The sequence below is a fragment of the Bacteroides sp. MSK.20.12 genome (assembly GCF_019052435.1).
Classification (GTDB): domain Bacteria; phylum Bacteroidota; class Bacteroidia; order Bacteroidales; family Bacteroidaceae; genus Bacteroides; species Bacteroides xylanisolvens.
Map to the genome: position 1 here is coordinate 65,398 of NZ_JAHQVH010000027.1, position 14,696 is coordinate 80,093.

15 protein-coding genes are annotated in these 14,696 nt (G+C 32.3%); 2 read left to right on the top strand and 13 right to left on the bottom strand.

The genetic code is table 11. The features are described 5' to 3' along the window. Nucleotides 1–3 precede the first annotated feature (3 nt). The gene (locus KTR06_RS14950) at nucleotides 4–111 is read left to right on the top strand and encodes a smalltalk protein (protein WP_151935230.1); all 108 of its coding nucleotides are present in this window, start codon (nucleotides 4–6) and stop codon (nucleotides 109–111) included. Nucleotides 112–115: 4 nt separating this feature from the next. Further along, complete coding sequence (locus tag KTR06_RS14955; protein ID WP_217290504.1) at nucleotides 116–529, top strand: N-acetylmuramoyl-L-alanine amidase; 414 nt, start codon at nucleotides 116–118, stop codon at nucleotides 527–529. A gap of 345 nt (nucleotides 530–874) precedes the next feature. Here KTR06_RS14955 and KTR06_RS14960 read toward each other — a convergent pair whose 3' ends face one another. The 13 genes from KTR06_RS14960 to KTR06_RS15020 all read right to left on the bottom strand — a co-directional run. Next, on the bottom strand, nucleotides 875–2,002 hold the full coding sequence (locus tag KTR06_RS14960; RefSeq protein WP_217290505.1) for a glycosyltransferase: 1,128 nt from the start codon (nucleotides 2,000–2,002) through the stop codon (nucleotides 875–877). A 217-nt stretch (nucleotides 2,003–2,219) separates the two neighbouring features. Continuing rightward, complete coding sequence (locus KTR06_RS24775) at nucleotides 2,220–3,059, bottom strand: glycosyltransferase family 4 protein (protein WP_217290506.1); 840 nt, start codon at nucleotides 3,057–3,059, stop codon at nucleotides 2,220–2,222. A 77-nt stretch (nucleotides 3,060–3,136) separates the two neighbouring features. Next, nucleotides 3,137–3,421: a hypothetical protein gene (locus KTR06_RS14970; RefSeq protein WP_217290508.1), complete on the bottom strand. Its 285-nt coding sequence runs from the start codon at nucleotides 3,419–3,421 to the stop codon at nucleotides 3,137–3,139. Between the two features lie 202 nt (nucleotides 3,422–3,623). Next, nucleotides 3,624–4,334 carry a glycosyltransferase gene (locus KTR06_RS14975; protein WP_217290509.1) on the bottom strand — a complete coding sequence of 237 codons (711 nt, stop codon included), beginning with the start codon at nucleotides 4,332–4,334 and terminating at the stop codon, nucleotides 3,624–3,626. Between the two features lie 13 nt (nucleotides 4,335–4,347). Continuing rightward, nucleotides 4,348–5,073: a glycosyltransferase family 2 protein gene (locus KTR06_RS14980; protein ID WP_217290511.1), complete on the bottom strand. Its 726-nt coding sequence runs from the start codon at nucleotides 5,071–5,073 to the stop codon at nucleotides 4,348–4,350. Then, nucleotides 5,063–6,253: an O-antigen ligase family protein gene (locus tag KTR06_RS14985; protein ID WP_217290512.1), complete on the bottom strand. Its 1,191-nt coding sequence runs from the start codon at nucleotides 6,251–6,253 to the stop codon at nucleotides 5,063–5,065. The genes KTR06_RS14980 and KTR06_RS14985 overlap by 11 nt, the downstream gene beginning before the upstream one ends. A 73-nt stretch (nucleotides 6,254–6,326) precedes the next feature. Next, on the bottom strand, nucleotides 6,327–7,412 hold the full coding sequence (locus tag KTR06_RS14990) for a glycosyltransferase family 4 protein (protein WP_217290513.1): 1,086 nt from the start codon (nucleotides 7,410–7,412) through the stop codon (nucleotides 6,327–6,329). A 199-nt stretch (nucleotides 7,413–7,611) separates the two neighbouring features. Then, nucleotides 7,612–8,592 (bottom strand): DUF6492 family protein, encoded by a 981-nt coding sequence (locus tag KTR06_RS14995; protein WP_217290514.1) that lies wholly within the window; start codon nucleotides 8,590–8,592, stop codon nucleotides 7,612–7,614. Nucleotides 8,593–8,832: 240 nt separating this feature from the next. Continuing rightward, nucleotides 8,833–10,122 (bottom strand): lipopolysaccharide biosynthesis protein, encoded by a 1,290-nt coding sequence (locus KTR06_RS15000; RefSeq protein ID WP_217290515.1) that lies wholly within the window; start codon nucleotides 10,120–10,122, stop codon nucleotides 8,833–8,835. 17 nt (nucleotides 10,123–10,139) lie between these two features. Beyond that, nucleotides 10,140–11,417 carry a hypothetical protein gene (locus KTR06_RS15005; protein ID WP_217290517.1) on the bottom strand — a complete coding sequence of 426 codons (1,278 nt, stop codon included), beginning with the start codon at nucleotides 11,415–11,417 and terminating at the stop codon, nucleotides 10,140–10,142. 275 nt (nucleotides 11,418–11,692) lie between these two features. Beyond that, on the bottom strand, nucleotides 11,693–12,622 hold the full coding sequence (locus tag KTR06_RS15010) for a GDP-mannose 4,6-dehydratase (RefSeq protein WP_254306431.1): 930 nt from the start codon (nucleotides 12,620–12,622) through the stop codon (nucleotides 11,693–11,695). A gap of 1 nt (nucleotide 12,623) precedes the next feature. After that, nucleotides 12,624–13,346 carry a cytidylyltransferase domain-containing protein gene (locus KTR06_RS15015; RefSeq protein WP_118194981.1) on the bottom strand — a complete coding sequence of 241 codons (723 nt, stop codon included), beginning with the start codon at nucleotides 13,344–13,346 and terminating at the stop codon, nucleotides 12,624–12,626. Between the two features lie 109 nt (nucleotides 13,347–13,455). Further along, nucleotides 13,456–14,696: undecaprenyl-phosphate glucose phosphotransferase (locus KTR06_RS15020; RefSeq protein ID WP_217290519.1), on the bottom strand; the 1,241-nt coding region annotated here is incomplete at its 5' end.

Consider the following 14,696-nt stretch of genomic DNA (forward strand, 5'->3'; position numbering starts at 1 on the left):
TGTATGAGCAAATCATCCTCTTCCCGCTCCGTATGGAGTTTCATTATCAAAGTAATCATCACCGTTGCCACCGCTATCGGGGGCTTGATCGGAGTACAAAGTTGCATATAGATCTATGCGAACTATTACACTGATTATCATTCATTGCAGTGCCACGCCGGAAGGGAAATCCCTTTCGGCGGAGGTTTGCCGACAAGATCATATCCTACACCGTGGTTTCCGTGATATTGGCTATCATTTTTACATTACTCGCGACGGGGAGATCCACCAGGGACGTGCGTTAGAAAAGGTCGGGGCACACTGCCGTAATCATAATAGCCATTCAATAGGTGTCTGTTATGAAGGTGGCTTGGATGCGGATGGAAAGCCCAAGGATACTCGCACAATGGAGCAACGGGGCTCGCTGCTTGCTTTATTGCGTGAATTACGAAGGCAGTTTCCGAAAGCGTTGATTGTGGGACATCGTGACTTGAACCCAATGAAAGGATGTCCGTGCTTTGAGTGTGTGAAGGAATATCGGGATTTATAATTGACGTAGTAAAAAAAATATCAACGATCTTCACAGACCGTTGATATAGTGGGAAATTCACATCGGCTTTAACCTCCGATGTCAGGGCGTAGATCAGAAAGGCACCGTCGTGCTATTTCTGATCCACAATGTAGGGAATCATGCTTTTATAGCATGAAACTAGGGACCTACATTTTTCTTCATCTCAACATACGAAACACTCACGTGTTTATTACATCTCAACATTTTCAACATTTATTATATATACCCAATTTGTTTATTTTCGTTGATATTCTTTCTTTTACCACTATGCAACAAGCATTTACGCTTACATTTTTCATGTTTCAGTAATCAAAAAAACAAGAATTATAACTGTTTATAAATCTCATTAGCTGCTTCCTGTTCTTTCTCTATTGTAAAGTATTCTATCACCCTTTTCCTCGCAGCATCCGCATATTGCTTTCTCAAAGAATCATCTTTCAATAGTGTATCTATAGCCGAAGCATACTTCTTACTATCCGAATTATCAACCTCAATTCCCGTTACACCATTTAATGAGACCCAATTAACCCCAGATCCTTCAATATGAAAAGTGACAGCAGGGCATCTACAATACATTGCTTCGGCAAGCGCAAGTCCAAAAGCCTCATTCTTGGTAATAGAAGGAAAGGCAAACACATCTACTGCGTGAAGATAACATCGTAAAGCATCATTACTTAAACGTCCCACAAAACTAACACGTTCCAAATTTGCTTTAGCTTTTAACTCCTCAGTCAAAGGACCTTGTCCAGCTATAACAATATGGCAATCTGTAGTAACATACTTCTCTGCTTCAATCAGATACCTTAGCCCCTTATACTCCACATGACGTCCTATAAAAAAGATCAGCTTTTTATTATGATATTTTTTACGAATATCTTTTATTATCATCTCATCGTTATCTTTTAACTCAAGACGATGAACATTTATACCATTAGCCACAACTTTTACTTTCAGTAAAAAAGGTTTTAATGGTAATGAAGCATCTCTGTACTTGGGGCTTGTTACAATAATACTGTCTGCACGTTCTAACAACTTACGTTCATTCCCTCTCACCAATGGATAAACATATTTCTGTTTCGTAATATCCAAATGCCAATGAATGATTAACTTCGTACTTGCAGGAATTAATCTAAGCAACAAAAATGCAACAAAAGGATTAGGATGATGGAAATGGATAATATCAGGTTGCCAAGATTGTATATTTCTTTTCAAATAATAATAAGGAAGAGAGAAAGATTGACTTGCCACTTTCATAAAACACCCAATTCGCAAAACCTGTATACCGTTTATTTCACTACAAATAGTCCGATTAGAATCATTAAAACATATAACTCGGTTTTCATATTCCTTTAATCCTTCCACAATATCCTGACAAACAGATTCAGTACCACCAAGATATGGATAATAATATTTAGAGATGTGAAGGACTCTCTTTTTTCTACTATCTTCCATTAGACATTAAGATTCTATTATTTTTTAAGTTTGTTTTAAAATACATCGAACATGTATGTTATAAACTTCATCTCTGTATAAACGAATTATACAGATTTACAAGATTATCCAAATGAGTATTCATAGAATAATTATCTTTAGAGGAACTATCAAATGCTTGTTGAGACATTCCAATTAGTCCTTCTCTATCCATTTTCTCAACACACCTCATTTTTTCTTATAAGGATTCTAAATTTCCTGTTTGAAATATAAAGCCTGTTTCACCATCAATTATCTGTTCAGCTGCAGCATTCATGTCGGGAACAATACAAGGAACACCTCCAGATTGCATTTCAGCTACAGAAAGACCAAATGTTTCATAGCATTTAGAGGGAAAAACAAATGCTTTAGCAGTCTTTATATAATACTCTTTTTCTTTTCCTGTGACCCAACCAGTAAATTTAATCTTCGGATATTTTTTCCTGTAAACATCTAATAAATATCCATCCCCTAACACACATCCTTCTAAGCCTAATTGAGAGATAGCTTCACAAAATAAATCTATTCCTTTCTCTAAAGATAAACGAGCTATAAATAAATACATCTTATTATTTTCAACAGGAATTCGTTCTAAAGAAGAAAGTATCTCAACAGGATTATTCACTCTATACAATAAACTATTCTTTTTAGGATATTTCTGTTGAAATATACGAGTTGACAAATTGGAAATAGACACAAAAATAACATCATCAATTTGGTGAAGTACCCTATTTTGTACTACCTGTCTAACGCATCTCCATATTTTTTGAGTATATCCGCGTGCATCGCAGTTACAAAAAAGACATGTAATACCTAGAGGTTTTTTTATACATATTTTGCTATGTTTATAATCATAAAATCCACCATTAGGACAGTATACAAAAAAATCATGTAAAGTGATAACTGCTTTAAATCCTTGTTTTTTTGAAATAAATAGAAGGGAGGAAGAGAGTGATTTACACCATGAATGAAAGTGAATAATTGTTTCTGTTTTATTCAGTGTCTTCAACAGTTTTTCGAATGCATTTTTTCCTTTCACATTCCATATACCTTGAATTATAGCTCTTATTCTGTTAGGATCATGTAAAATGTCATATTGATTAAGACAGATAATCTCTATTCCACATTCTTAGAATTCAAAGTCGACAAATCACCTGCAAATACTGATGAATTATATATTTTCATATTACCTTGCAGCTTTTGTTCAACATCATCATACACAAAACCATATTTTGTTGCAATAGTAGCCATTATTCCCGGATTTATTATATCAGTATACAAGCTACCATCTTCTTTTATAAAATGCTTAGAAGAAAAAAAGTCCCAATCTAGAATCTCATCAAAACATCTAAAATCTTTTACATCTGCATCTAAATAGATCCCCCTCTGTATACAATGCATAATATAATTAGATGCTAACGACCATTTTTCTCAATAGCCTCCTTTACTCAATCAACTGAATTTAAATCAAAATTCTCTCCACTCCAACATTTTATCTCATTCTCAGGCATATGTTTTCGCCATGATTTAATGCAATCTTTCACTGAAGCTGGCAACTTAGCCTTACCCAACCAAACATAATGGATCTTTTTGGGGATAGTACTCATAATTCAAACTTTATTTTAACAGATCTTTTAATAACTGCTTCTAATAAAAAAAGCCTCTTTGTCAGTACTTTGTAAAAAAATGAATTATTCGACTTTCCAGAGGAAGTAGAAACATTCCCTCCATGCCTTCTATAACGCATGAGAACTTCCTCAGAGAAATATACAGTTTGATGATATTTGAATAACCAATACATACCAATCCAATAATCATGTGCTACTATATTTTTAGGAAAAGGCAAACATTCTATTAACACTTTTTTCTTAAAGGCCATACTACAACCTAAAAATCTTGTTTTATAAAAATTATATAGAAAGCTATCAGAAGTATGTAAAGTATCAAAGTAATTCCTATTTAAAGAGTCTCCCTTATAATTTACTAATAAAGCATTATGAACCACCATGTCATATCGTTGTAGAAAGTAAAGACAGCGTTCTATTTTATTCAATTCCCAAATATCATCCTGATCTGAAAGGAATATATAATTACCAGAAGCATAACACAAAGCATTTTCAAAATTCCCTATAAAACCGTGTTTCTGTGTATTAGATATTAATTTAATGCGACAATCTTGGAAATCATTTACAATTCGTAAAGTCTCATCCGTACTTCCATCATCAGAAATAATCAATTCATCGTTTGTTGTCAATTGTTTCAATATCGACTCTATTTGCTGTTTTATAAATTTTTCGCCATTATATACAGCCATACACACACTGGCCCTAGTCATTTTTTACCACCTTCCTTAATAAATGATAAAATTGAGCAAAATAATAAGGTACATATCCTAAAAAAGTAGTAATAATATATTTTCGATCCTTATCCCAACACATATCACGATGTTTTACACAACTCCCCGCATCATTAAACCAAGTAATTGTTTGGTTAAGATACTCAAAAGGAATTTTTGAAAATAACATTATATTATATTGATAGTCAGCAAAAAGTGAGTACTTTACATCATAACTATAATTTTTATAAATCGCCTTTGGATAAAATAAGGCTTGATGAGGTATATTCTTTATAGCCAATTTATAGCGATTATATTTCCCTCCATAAAGATCTTTATTAACACAACGATATACATCTCCATGATACACACAAACACGTTTTGGTTGTAATTGAGATACAATGTCCTGCAATACATGAAATGAGATTAAATGATCATCTCCTCCCAAAAAGAGAACAAAGTCACCATTAGCTTTTCTCAATCCTTTATTCATTGCATCATAAATTCCATCATCTTTTTCACTAACCCAAAAGGATATCCGATTTGCGTATTTTTTAATGATTTCAATCGTCCCATCAGTACTTTTTCCATCAATAATTATATATTCGATAGAAGTATAGCTTTGATTAATAACCGAAAGAATTGTCTCTTCAATTGTCTTAACACAATTGAAAGAAACCGTTATTATACTAATTAACGGGCTCTTATTATTTTCCATACTTCACACTGTTATATGAGTAAAAATAAAACACAAAAAGAAATGTTATAGGAAATTCTAAATATCTTTCATTAGACTGAAGTAGTAGAAAAGCTAAAAATAGCCATAACGGAGATATACTAAAGTTCATTCGCTTTATAGAACGATATACTTGAGATAAAAAAATAAATGCCCAAATAAATCCCATAGATGCAAAACCATAAATAAGTCCATTACTACAAGCTACATTACCTAGCTCGTCAGATCTCTTCCAAAAATCAATAGTACCTAATCCGTATCCCCAATATGGTCTTTCTAATGCCATTTGCCACATCGCCAAAATATCTAAGGTTCTACTCACTTTTGATACACTTGTTTTTTCAGCGAAAAGCTTATCATATACAGTTTCGCTATTCAAGATAGCTACTATTACACATAAAAAAGAAATGATAATTAATGGATAAAGCCAACGTCTGGTTTTCCTTTTCATAGGCAACTTCCATACACAAGCACATAAGAATAGTAGAAATACAACATATCCACCAGTAGAAAATGTTAATATTAGACCTATTAATATCACTATTAATTTGATTAATTGCCCCTTTTCCCATCTCCAGTATCTCACCTCATCAATATGCAGCCACAGAATCGTATTTAAGATAATTTGACAAGCACCTGGTTCATGCCAAATTCCCGCAAATCGTCCAAAATGATTAGGCCAACCGATTGAATAAATAAAAAACATTTCATAATCAGTTGAAACATGCAAAATTGTTAGAGGTAATAAATTTATTTCTGTCAACAAAAACACAGGAATACCTAATAAAACTATCCCAAAAACGACATTAGTTAAAAGACGCCTAAAATAATAAAAGTCATATCGGGAAATAACTAAATATGATGCAAACATTGCTACAAGATAACCTACTATCGAATTTTCTTTAGGAGGGCTATAAAAAAAGACCATTCCTAGTCCACAAAAAAAGAAAACAAATAAACAATAGTAAAATGATTTATTCTTAACACCTAAAGGGATACGGGATTTATATATAAAACTATTAACAACAGCAATAATCAGAAAAAAAACAAATGCGACTCCTGGAGTTACATACTGAAACCAAGCAATTGTTCCCGTAGTAAAAATAAAAACAAGAGCAACAAAATAATCCCATATATACTGTTTCCTTTTTGTTAATATCATAATTCACTACCACACCATTACTTTGTTAGGATATTCCTTTTAAACACAAGCTTTTCTTGAGTAATCCATATGATCATTCCATTACTTTAATAATCCTTTCAGCAACTGTATCCCAAGAGTATTCATTGATATACCAATCTCTCTTATTCTTTACATTTTGTTTTATACGTTCATCACAAAGCAATTGATCCATTAAATTAGCTAATTCATCTACATCATCTTTATCCAATAAATATCCAGTCTCACCATTCTCTATAAAATAAGGCATTTCATAAACATTACGACCAATGCATGGAAGACCAAAAGTCAAAGCTTCAATAAAAACAAGTCCATATGCCTCAAAATATGAAGGCATAACAAAAACATCACATAAATTGAATAACGTTGCTAGTTTTTGAGAATCACAATCACCCATAAAATAATACCCACTAACCTTGTTCTTAGGAAAAGGATTAGTAGAGGGACCCGCAACATAAAACTCGACATCAGGACGCATTCTTTTTAAGTGGCAAAAAGCATCATAACACAACAGACCGCCTTTACGACGAAAATCCCTCCCTACAAATAATAATTTATTACCTTCCTTTTTTCCATCATCTATAAGCGTTTTATCCAAGTTAATTCCACCTCCAACATGATGAACTTTAGAAGAAGAAATCCCACACCGCTCCACCAAATCATTTGCTAGCCATTTTCCCATAGTATAAATACCACTACATTTCAGATAATACTCATTCTGAATTAAAGCTCTGCGTTCAATAGCTTTAATAGATAAATGTCCAAAAGCTGAAACGGCAAAGACTTTAGGAATATATTTAGCCATATATTCAATATACGAAACAGAAAGATCTTGATATATATAGGTTTTCAAATGAGAGGAATCAAATAAAACTTCTGCAAATTGAAACACTTTTCCTTCTCCATCATTACCTATTACTCTATGAGCATAGTTTCTTTGTCTTTTAATTTTTGCTATCCCCATATCAAACAAGCTCCAAATCCTTCCACTTACACGTTCAATAAAATTTTTATTTAGATTAATGTCTTTTACTAATGCTTTTTGTAATAAAGCGGCATAAAGTCCCCAATTTGTGCCAGACCAAGTTTTAGGTTTATTTTTTAACCATTCAACCAAAAAATATATTTTCAAATTTGACATATCATTTCACAATTTCCACATAAAACTATAGTGACATTGCAACTAGTACTATAAATATTGAACTCATTTTTCAATGTAATAATCTTGGCATTCCATAAAATTTTCTTATAACACTGATCCCTTTCACTAATACAGAAGAATTAGCAGCGCGTCACATTATTGAATGTTTTCATTAGGTATTTTAAAATTTAATCACTACTTAATGACGTTGAGGAAGCCTGTAGAGTTGTTCTATTATCATCTGTTTATTCACATCTTTCCGACAAAACAAATCACTCCAAATTTTCTTTATTATTTGATTGAATTTCATTGATTTCATCTTTTTAATACGCATTTTATTATTAAAAATAAGATGAGGTAAATTATAAGGAAACATTGGTGCATGTCCCATCTCAAATGATGCAGTATCCAAATCAAATGACATAATACGAAGTTTATTCTCACTGATTTTTCTACCACATATATATCCAGCCTCACGAAATGTATTCAAATATCTTGTTTTATATAAACCTGGATAATTCATAAAACAATAGGTTCCATAAGTTTCAAACTCAGAGAATGCAGGTAAAGGATTATCTAAATCACTCGCACATAATATCTTCTCAAACCATGTACTACCTTGCACTTCTTTTTTTTCTATCTCAGCTAACATTTCACAAACAATATTCTTAGAAAATATCATATTCTCCGCGACAAACGAATACTCCGTTTGTTTACCATACCCCAACAATCGTTCAATTGTCCTAAAATAATTGGGATTATACTCACTTTTTGGATTAAATAACAGATGTCCATCCTTAAAAAAAGATATAGGAGCTAACGGCAAAGTATCTGCATCCCAAGATAAATAGTAATCTTTGCAATATTTACTTTGAGCAAACCCTAATTTCAAGAACTGTTGAAAATACCACCCCACACTCACACTCCTATCAGGAGCACACTTCTTTAGTATATCAGCAATCGTTGATAACGACAATCCTGGCAACATTTCATTTTCATCAATCAATGTACATGAGACATTTACAGGAAGCCTTCTCTCTATTTTCACAAAATTTTTTTTGGCTGTTAGAATATAAACATGTTCTATATCCTCCAAACATCTGAATACAAAATCCACCACTCGAGGTACAAATGCCACATCTTTTGTACCTGTAGGTATAATAACATCAAATTTACACATTATTTATACAAATTAGATTGAAGCATATTTTCATTTGGACATTTCATACTTTATATCGCCTTTACATAAAAAAAAATAAAGTATTCATCAGGTTTCCGACTAAATAATACTTGTATATATTCTAACCATTTGTCTACAACAAAAACAAAATATGATGATATGCGTTTTTTTATTAACTAAAGAATCGGATAATTCATAACAAGAAAAATACATATATCAAGAAGTCATAGATTCATTATTTTATAGACGCGAAAACCATGGCATAGGATAAACTTTATTACTATACCACCAAACACTCAACATTATAACTAAAGAACCAAAGACTAGGCTATATTTTATGCCATCAGCCCCTATTGTTTTCACCAGTACAAACGTCAGAAATAACTGAAGAACACTACCCGAAAATGTTACTAATCCTAATCCAAATGTCTTTTTGGCAGTATATGGATACTGAATTACTAATCCGTAAAATGAGTATATTGTAGATGATAATATTATCCATGGTATATATTGGAAGGAAGCAGTATATTGTTCACTCAAAACGTAATGAACTATGGCCCAACATACGATAATAACAGAAAAGCACAATATGACAAAGGCCCCCCCAATCTTATATGATAATCTTACTAAATTTCTTTTTTCCTCCTTTTCATTTTCAGGAGTCATCTTTGATAACCTTTTTTGTAACTCAGGAACATAAACATTGCTGAAAGATGTATTAAATAAAGCATAAACAGCCCCAAAACTTAAAGCCATAGAATAAAGTCCATTAACATTAAGTCCACAATATGCTGTAAGAATAACTTTATCCATACCACTTTTAATCCAAAAAGATAAAGAATGAGGTAAAAGAGGAATCCCAAATTTACATAAAGTCTTTTGAACATTAATATCAACTTTAAATATTAAATACCCTCTTTTATATAATAAATAAAGATGGATAAAAGACATTATAAATATTGCAACTACATTACTCAAAATCTTCCCCAACGCTTGTTGTTTATATCCTACTACTAAAATAGCAAGTAGACCAACATATAAAATAACTTGTCCTATTTGCAATTTTGCAAAATCAATAGGATTATCTTCCATTTTATACAAAATAAAATTTATACTATTAACTAGTACACAAAAGCTACTCAGTACCGTAAGCAGCTGCAACGAAAGCCCTATATGTAAATAGTTTTCCACAACAGAAGTACAAAAAGGAATTATTATCGCAAGAATTACGTTAACTAATGAAACTAGAAAAAGTAAATTACTAACCAATAAAGCGACTTCTCCTTTTGTCCTTTTATAGTAGAAATATGGTAATGAATTAACCAAGGCTTGCCCTGCTAATAATACAATAATATTTTGAAGAACGTCAAAGTTTGCAGTAACACCTAATTCTGAAGGTACAATAAAATAAGATACAATAGGTAATACTATAAAAGATATAGATTTAGTTATACCATCAGTTATAGTATATATAGCTGCTCGCTTAAATATAGGATGTTGTAAAACACTTTTAGCCTTACCTCTAAACATATATAACTAATTATAAATCAAACGTCAAAAGCAGAGAAAAATCTTTGATAGGCAGCCCTCACTTCACGAATGGAACACAAGTCGTCAAATAAGCTATCCACTTCAAAATTTCCTATATTATAGGCATCTACAATCTTTTCTGGCTCACTGAAAGTCAGTCCCGCCTTGATATCTCTATATTTATCTCTTATAGTTTGATTCGAATACCTTATAACTTCATGACCTAAAAACACTAACTCTGCAAATACAGTAGAAGCTCCTACTATTGAAAAATCAACCATATTTGCATAATCCATCATATCAATACCTTTTTTAATATTCCCTAAATAATAACTTTGATCTACTATATCTTTAAAAAAATCTTCCTTATAATTAGGATGTAATTTAAGATAATATTTAAGTCCTTTTGCTCTGGATAAACTATTAGCTGCATTTATTAAAACAATATTTTCATCTATATAATCTGGATGTCCAATAACGACACCAAAAATATTGTTATTGGGTTTTATACATCTATTCCAGTGTTCTTTACCCGCGTATCCAATAATCCCTAATATCAGTAATTTTGATTCTTCAATACCTGATATCACAGCTTCTCTCTTTGTATATTTATTCCAACATAATAAAAAATCACTTTTAAATGTACGTAATTCAATACCACAATAATTCACCATATCTTCACGATATGAAATAAATTGTCCATGCTGCAAAGACGCAGTTTTTATATTTTTAAGTCGAAAAATCTCTTCCCAAAAACTATCCTCTATCAATGAATCATAATATGATACAAACAAGCTATAATTACTAATTTCTACATTTTTATCAACATAGCCTAATACCTGATGCAAGTATATCAAATTATTAAGTATAATCAATTTTTGTATAAACGATATATTTCGTTTTCTTAATGACAAATACCAATATGGCATATATCGAAAAATTTTAATAGCAGGTATGATATTAAACTGCCGACGAGATTTGTTCGCTAAAACAACTGTTTTATTTTGTATTAAATCACTAATAAAATGTAGTCTATCTATATTACTTTTTCTGTCACAACAACTATTAAAAAATAGAACACCTTTATCACTTTTCTTTTCAATATTATAGCAAGGAATTCTTGGAAAAAGTAAAGAATAAAAAAAATTCAACATACCAATTATTTTAGCACGTGTATCAAACTCTTTACATTGAAAAAACAAAGAGAGTCTCCCCAAAATAACATTCCATCTCACATTAGGAAATCCCTTAAAACTTATTTCATTTAAATTCGAAAATAGTTTAGTAGTGTTCATACGTATTCAAATTGTGTTTATGTACTTGAAAAAGATACAACATTAAAAAATAAAACAACATGCTTCCTACAACATTATATACACCAAAATCATCTACACCTATCACACTCAATAAGACACGTGATATATAAAGGCCGATAAACATTACAATTATTTATTAGATAATGTTGATTTTACACATTTTCATGAATGTGAGGTAAACTGTTACATATTTTATGTTCATTTTGTATTTACCCAATGTTCTCTTGTGAATATTGCTATCAGTTATTCAATATTCATATCTGTAAAGCCCATGCAACCATTTTAGTCATACCTTCTTCAAATGAGATTTTGGGAGTCCAATCCAGATCTTTAATAATTTTAGAATTATCACCGTATACCCCCATTTGATCCCCTGGAGTACCTTCAACATATTGATGAGTCACATTAAAAGGTAATGATTTTTCTATTAACTCTACAATTTCAAACACATGAGTCTTACATGCATTACTAACATTATATACTTCATACATATCTCCTTTCTTTCTTGACATTGATTTTATTACCGCACTTACGATATCATCAATATAAACAAAATCACGAAATCTATCTTTAGTGCCTTTTACAGTAATATGGTGTTCCTTTAGTGCCAAGGCTAAATAAATACTAGCCATCCCCTGTTTTAGATTATCCATATTCTGCCCTATACCATAGACATTAAAGAACCTCAAAGCTGTGCACTGAATACCATACATACGGCTATAAATACGCATATAATTTTCACTAGCCAATTTTCCTACAGCATAAAAAGATTTGGGTACAGTTGGCGTACTTTCCGAAACAAAAGAATTATCATGATCGCCATAAGTTGACATGGAACTTGCAAATATAAATTCTTTGCATCCCGTAGATTTTGCATAATCTAACAACATCAATGTTGATTGAGTATTCGTTTGTAAATCATAAATAGGATCTTCGAATGAGACTTCACCCGAACTTTGTCCAGCGATGTGAATAATCGAATCAAATCGATAATCATTAAGTTGTTCTATTACTTTTTTATCATAATCATTACCCTCAATAAAAATGCATCCTTCAGGTATATTTTCTATTCTTCCAGTGGTAAGATTGTCGATAGTAACCACTTTGTTTCCAACGCTTAATAAACTTCTTGCAATTGCAGCACCAATAAATCCTGCTGCTCCTGTTACTAAAACTGTTTTCATCTTATTCATATTTTATACCTTCTTCCAATAACCATCTCTCTGTACGCTTAATATCATCTTCATCATGTACATCAAAACTTTCTTTCACAATTACAGGTTTTATATTATTACCCATAAATGTCCAAGGCTGTTGTCCTTCTTCTTTAGCATATAAAGACTTTGCTAAATTCAGTGTCCAAAAATTATGGCATAAAACATAATTCACAGGTAAGTCTTGACGATTTGTGGATATTTTATGCTTATCAAAATTAAACCATGTACCCAAGCAACCATCTTCTCTCAAACTTTTAGACCGGTAAGGGTGGTGATCCATTTCCAGTAAAACAGGCACAGCAGCAGATAGAGTATTATCCCGAATGATATATTGAATTGATTCTTCAATCCACTCTCGCTTTACAATTCCAGAATTTGCTAACAAAACAACAAGAATATCAGGATGCACTCCCACTTTATCCATTTCTTTGAGTGCATGATTTATTGCATCTACATGCTGGGATGTAGGTAAAGCTAATTCAGCCGGACGAACAATTTTTTTATATCCACAAGACGCTGCCGCATCCAATATTTTTTCATCGTCACTACTTACATAAAAGTCTGTTATTAAACTGCAAGTTTTAGCAGCCATTGCAGGATAGTACAACAAAGGTTTTCCCAAAACGGGTAACACATTTTTATCTTTGAGCGTATTATTTCCACGCCCAGTCAGAAGAGCAACAATTTTCATAATATTATTGTTTATATTAATAATAAAGGATATTTTGTAAAGACATCAGCCGTTTGATAGCGAAATAAAAGTCATTGTAAAAATCACTCATTCCAAAATTAATTCCATGCTAATACGCATTCTTCTCCCCTACAATCACATTCGCCACAGTTTTATAAATGATATATATATCAAGCAGCATTGTCCAATGTTCCATATACCAGATATCAGCTTTTACACGTTCCTCCATCTGTGAAAGTTCTCTCGTTTCACCACGGAAACCATGTGTTTGAGCCCAACCGGTTACCCCAGGTTTTATAAAATGCCGCACCATATATTTATCAATCAACCGGGCATAAGTCTCCGTATGGGACAACATGTGAGGACGGGGACCTACTATCGACATATCACCCTTAAAGACATTGATAAACTGAGGAAGTTCGTCAATATTAGAACGGCGAAGGAAGTTCCCAAATTTAGTTTTACGGGGATCATCAGCCGTAGCCTGTTTGCTGTCAGCTTCATCATTCACTTTCATAGAACGGAATTTGTAACACACAAAATCCACACCATTCAAACCTGTACGCATTTGCTTAAAGAATACAGGACCGGGAGAAGTCAACTTTATAATACTTCCCACTATGAGATAAACAAAGGGAAAAACTGTAACCAGAAAAAGACCGGAGAAAACAACATCAAATATCCGCTTCAATATCCGATTTTCCATTTTACCCAAAGGCTCATAACGCAGATTCAAGATAGGCATATTGCCAACCATACTGTGCCAAATACGACGAGGAAAACCTTTACATACATTAGGAACACCATGAAAATAAAGCAAATGGTTTTCACAATGATTCATAATAGAAAAATTATAACGTCCCTCCTCCATCGACAGAGAACAAAAGACATGCTTGATTCCCGGGTGTGCAGACATAAAATCTGAAAAACCGTCAGGATTACCCAAATAAGAACATTGCGAAGAAAGGGCTTCATTCGGTTTTATATCAAAATAACCCACGACTTCATATAGAGAAGACGCCAGAGAACTTTCCATCTCCTCATACAACACCTGCATATTATTGCCTCCACCTATAAAAACAGCATAACGTCTATGCTTGCCCTTAGCACAATAAACTATCAGAAAATGACGGATGATAATGCGATAAATACTTAAGATAACAAAGAGAAAAGAGAAATATGCAACAAAGAAAAAAGGAGAATAGATAGAGATTCCACTAAAAGTCATGATACATGCCCAAAAGATGGAAAAAGCTATAATATTTTTCAACACGCGCAATACAAGTTGGTCAGGACGAATTCCCCGACTATCCCAAACCCTCCCACGAGAACCGGAACAGGCCAGATAAC

Coding starts and splice junctions, on each gene's coding strand:
- KTR06_RS14950 (WP_151935230.1), top strand. CDS start 4: ATGAGCAAATCATCCTCTTCCCGCTCCGTATGGAGTTTCATTATCAAA.
- KTR06_RS14955 (WP_217290504.1), top strand. CDS start 116: ATGCGAACTATTACACTGATTATCATTCATTGCAGTGCCACGCCGGAA.
- KTR06_RS14960 (WP_217290505.1), bottom strand. CDS start 2,002: ATGGAAGATAGTAGAAAAAAGAGAGTCCTTCACATCTCTAAATATTAT.
- KTR06_RS14970 (WP_217290508.1), bottom strand. CDS start 3,421: ATGCATTGTATACAGAGGGGGATCTATTTAGATGCAGATGTAAAAGAT.
- KTR06_RS14975 (WP_217290509.1), bottom strand. CDS start 4,334: ATGGCTGTATATAATGGCGAAAAATTTATAAAACAGCAAATAGAGTCG.
- KTR06_RS14980 (WP_217290511.1), bottom strand. CDS start 5,073: ATGGAAAATAATAAGAGCCCGTTAATTAGTATAATAACGGTTTCTTTC.
- KTR06_RS14985 (WP_217290512.1), bottom strand. CDS start 6,253: ATGATATTAACAAAAAGGAAACAGTATATATGGGATTATTTTGTTGCT.
- KTR06_RS14990 (WP_217290513.1), bottom strand. CDS start 7,412: ATGTCAAATTTGAAAATATATTTTTTGGTTGAATGGTTAAAAAATAAA.
- KTR06_RS14995 (WP_217290514.1), bottom strand. CDS start 8,592: ATGTGTAAATTTGATGTTATTATACCTACAGGTACAAAAGATGTGGCA.
- KTR06_RS15000 (WP_217290515.1), bottom strand. CDS start 10,122: ATGTTTAGAGGTAAGGCTAAAAGTGTTTTACAACATCCTATATTTAAG.
- KTR06_RS15005 (WP_217290517.1), bottom strand. CDS start 11,417: ATGAACACTACTAAACTATTTTCGAATTTAAATGAAATAAGTTTTAAG.
- KTR06_RS15010 (WP_254306431.1), bottom strand. CDS start 12,622: ATGAAAACAGTTTTAGTAACAGGAGCAGCAGGATTTATTGGTGCTGCA.
- KTR06_RS15015 (WP_118194981.1), bottom strand. CDS start 13,346: ATGAAAATTGTTGCTCTTCTGACTGGGCGTGGAAATAATACGCTCAAA.